The organism is Collinsella sp. AM13-34, from assembly GCF_003473055.1.
Lineage (GTDB): Bacteria > Actinomycetota > Coriobacteriia > Coriobacteriales > Coriobacteriaceae > Collinsella.
The window spans coordinates 1-3,691 of record NZ_QRLE01000045.1 but is presented as its reverse complement, the minus strand read 5'-3'; the positions used below and the strand labels follow the sequence as shown (position 1 = coordinate 3,691).

The window sequence follows — 3,691 nt, the reverse complement described above, 5'->3', positions numbered from 1 at the left end:
ATGAATGTGGGAGGTGTTCGGATAAAGTCGATAATCAAGGATTAATGCGTGCGCGTAGTTGTACTGAGCCTTTGGCATCGAATCCGAGAGACGATTCTCTATAATGAATTTATCTCCATAGCTAACTAAATATCCGCTGCCCACTACCGCTGGAAAAGCAAATGACCATACTGGGATTCCAGTGTGACTAGTATTTATGATTATCAGAAGATACATTATTGTTATAAAGCAGTAGCCAGATTGCCAGATTGCCCATGCGATTGGATGGACTCCTATCTTAGTCTCTCGCTGTTCGCGAATTTGAAACTTCGATGGCAACCATACGGGAACAAAATAAAGAGATGCTGAAACAAATAGGCCGAAAAATGGTCTCAGAATCGAAAGGGGACATGAAAATGAAGCCATTAACGCAAAGACTACTGCCGACAGGAACAATGCCCGAAATAATCTATCGTTCATCTTCTCTTTAATAAACTTTTTAATAACATACATGGATGAAGAACTCCTTCTACACTAACAGCGGTCTTCCATGTAAAAAGAAGTCAGCAACCCCTAAGATACGAATCCCGTCAACCTCCCTTGGATAACTCCCCCGGGCAGCAATAACGAATTTTGGATATGCATCCCGTATGGCGCGCAGCGGCCTGAGCTCACGCTCCATGGTCGCCGAGTCAGTCATATCCTCGGTTACCTGAATGTACGCACGCCCGTCTGACCCCGACGCTACGAAGTCCACCTCACCTGAGCGCAGCTTTCCAACGCTCACCTCAAAGCCCTCGTAGCGAAGTTGCAAATAGACCATGTTCTCGAAAACGCGCCCCTGATCGGAATCACGGTAGCCCTGCAGATAATTACGGATTCCTGTGTCCACGATATAACGCTTTCCACCTGTCTTCAGGAGATCCTTGCCCTTGATGTCATAACGCCGAACAGGATAGAAGAGATACGCCTCATCAAGCGCTCCCATGTAGGCGTCGACAGTACTGTTAGCAGCCTCGACGCCGTCAGCCCGCAACGCTCCGGCAATACTGTTGACAGAATTCTCGTTACCGATATTGTCTGCAAGGAAGCGGCATGTCCGCTCCAGCAAATCAGGGCTTGTGAGCTGCCTGCGGCCACGCCTGCGATCGCGCTCGAGAATATCCCGGATGACGACCGTCTCGTACAGTGACCTGCAATAGGCCTTATGAACCGCCCCGTCTAGCGTACCCAAGGATAGGTACGGCAGCCCGCCGTAGCGACGATAATGATCAAACAGGCCAACCGCCGTGCTAAGCGAGCCATCCGGCAACTCGAAGACATCCATCCCAGCCGCAGCGCGAGAGGACAGTGACGCTCCCTGGAAATCGAGAAACTCCGAGAAGACGAGCGGCAGCATCTCGACCTCCACATAACGCCCCGAGAGCAGCGTGGCAAGCTCGCTCGACAGCAGATAGGCGTTGGACCCCGTGATATACATATCGCAATCAAGGTCAACGTGCAGGGAATTAATCGCGCGCTCCCAACCCTCGATCTCTTGGAGCTCGTCAAAAAAGAGATAGGGATGGACGATTCCCTCTGTCCGTTTGCGAACAAGCTGGTAAAGCCCGCGATAATCCAAGCCATCAAACTCCATGGACTCCATCTTGAACGTGAGAAGTCGCTCCCGGGAAACGCCCTCCCTTGCCAGATGCTCGCGCATCATGTCCAGAAGGGTCGACTTCCCGCAACGACGAACCCCCGTAACGACCTTGACGAGGTCTCGATCCCGAAAGGCGAGAAGCTGGTCAAGGTACTTCTGACGGATGATCATGAATCCCCCATGCGAAAGATTTGCATTTCGTGCAAGTTTTTAACATTGTAATCTAGAAGCTCTCCGAATCGAGGGAGATGCGGCGCGATTCATTTTCCGGCTCCTTCCTCGACGCAGCTTATGACCTCCACTTGCAACTGTATCCCCCACCCACGCTGGTGTGGTGGCACCAGAACCGAGACCGAGACTGCCATCTGGAGATGGCAACCGACTGGCGCGCGGCGTCGGGGCGCACGGGCGGTGGTTCCATGGGTGGCGTCGAACGGACGAGTCGGCGGGCGCGGGGCGCCCGCCCGAAGGGAGGTGCCGCGCATGGCTGCGGCGGAGGTGAGGGCCGAGGGCGTCAAGCGCTGGGCCGACACGGGCGAGGAGCGCGTCCCGGTCCTCAGGGGCTGCTCGCTCGCGGCCGCGGGCGGGCTCACGGCGATCGTGGGGCCGTCGGGGGCGGGCAAGACGAGCCTCCTGTACTGCATGAGCGGGCTGGACGCCCCGGACGAGGGTCGTGTGCTGGTCGCGGGCCGCGACCTGTACGCCATGGGCGAGGGCGCCCGCACCCGCTTCCTGCGGCAGGCTGCGGCGTTCGTGTTCCAGAGCTACAACCTCGTCCCCTACCTCACGGTGGAGGAGAACGCGACCCTGCCGATCGCCCTCGCGCGGGGGAAGGTCGACCGCGGGAGGCTCCGCGACCTGCTCGGGCGCTTCGGCCTCGCCGACCGCGCGAAGGCGCCCGCGGGAGGGCTGTCCGGCGGCGAGCAGCAGCGCGCCGCCCTGGTGCGCGCCCTGCTCTCCCGCCCGGCGGTGCTCTTCGCCGACGAGCCGACGGGGGCCCTGGACACGAGGAACACCGCGCTCGTCCTGGGCGTCCTGCGTGAGATGGCAGACGCCGGCACGACCGTGGTCATGGTCACGCACGACGTGGACGCCGCGGCGACGGCCGACCGCGTGGCGTTCGTCCGCGACGGGCTGGTGACGCGCGTGGCCGGCCACTGCACGCCCGAGCAGGTGCTCGCCGGCACGCGGGAAGGGGCGATCGGCCGTGGGTAGGTACGCGCTCAGGATATTCCGCGAGGACCTCGCAAGCTGGGTCCCGATCGTGCTCGTGATCGCCGCGACCTCCACCCTCGTGGGCGTGTGCGCGAACCAGTTCGCCTGGACGTCGTCGAAAGCCTTCGGCGCGGCCGCCGGCGCGGCGGGGCTCTCCGCCTTCGAGTTCCAGGCGGTCTCGGTCACCGTGTACGCCGAGGTGGCACTGCTTGCCCTCTTCTCGCTCTCGGCGGTGGGCGCCGCGACGGTGGAGCGCTGCCGCCCGACGTTCGCGCTCTGGCGGCTCATGGGCGCCACGCCGGGGCAGGCGGGGCGCGGCGCCCTGCTGCTCGTGGGCATCGCCTCGGCGGTCGGCTCGCTCGCGGGGAGCCTCGCGTCCGTGCCGCTCTCCGCCCTGCTCGTCCCCGCGTTCGACGGCATGGCGGCGGAGGGCTTCAGCGGCGGCCTCGGATCCTTCACGCCTCCGCCGTTCTTCGCCTCCCCGGCCGCGTGGGCCCTCTCCTTCGCCCTCGGCGTCGCGACCTGCATGCTCGGCTCCGTCGCGGCCGCCGTGCGCGCCGCACGGGTGAGGCCCGTGGATTCGCTGCGGGGAGGCCGCGCAGGAAGGCGGGGGCGGGGCGGCCACCCCATCCTCGGGTGGGCGCTCGTCGCCTGCGCCCTCGCGACGCCCCTCGCCGGCCTCCCGGCGGCAGAATCAGCGGGCGGGCAGCTCTCCCAGGCCATGGCGAACCTCGTGGCCCTCGCCGGGCTCCTCTCGTTGCTGGCGATGGTGGCCTTCGGGGCGCGCGGCGTCCGTGCCGCCCTGCGTGTCGCCGGCGTGCTGCCCGCCGCGGTGCGCTCGCCCGTCGGCCGGCT

General features: G+C 62.9%; 4 protein-coding genes. 2 read left to right on the top strand and 2 right to left on the bottom strand.

What is annotated here, in order from left to right:
• Both DW151_RS10825 and DW151_RS10245 read right to left on the bottom strand, forming a co-directional pair.
• Positions 1-492, bottom strand: a 492-nt coding sequence (locus DW151_RS10825; protein WP_233543399.1) for a hypothetical protein, incomplete at its 3' end; no start/stop codon positions are given.
• A gap of 16 nt (positions 493-508) precedes the next feature.
• A complete protein-coding gene (locus DW151_RS10245; protein WP_118335738.1) occupies positions 509-1,792 on the bottom strand; it encodes an ATP-binding protein in 1,284 nt (427 codons plus the stop codon).
• A 312-nt stretch (positions 1,793-2,104) separates the two neighbouring features.
• Between DW151_RS10245 and DW151_RS10240 the strand changes: the two genes are divergently transcribed.
• Both DW151_RS10240 and DW151_RS10235 read left to right on the top strand, forming a co-directional pair.
• The gene (locus DW151_RS10240) at positions 2,105-2,836 is read left to right on the top strand and encodes an ABC transporter ATP-binding protein (RefSeq protein WP_118335736.1); all 732 of its coding nucleotides are present in this window, start codon (positions 2,105-2,107) and stop codon (positions 2,834-2,836) included.
• The coding region (locus DW151_RS10235; RefSeq protein ID WP_147351784.1) for an FtsX-like permease family protein at positions 2,829-3,691 on the top strand (863 nt) is incomplete at its 3' end. The genes DW151_RS10240 and DW151_RS10235, both read left to right, overlap by 8 nt.

Bases quoted from the DNA above. Each gene is read 5' to 3' on its own strand.
- DW151_RS10245 (WP_118335738.1), bottom strand. From the start codon at position 1,792: ATGATCATCCGTCAGAAGTACCTTGACCAGCTTCTCGCCTTTCGGGAT.
- DW151_RS10240 (WP_118335736.1), top strand. From the start codon at position 2,105: ATGGCTGCGGCGGAGGTGAGGGCCGAGGGCGTCAAGCGCTGGGCCGAC.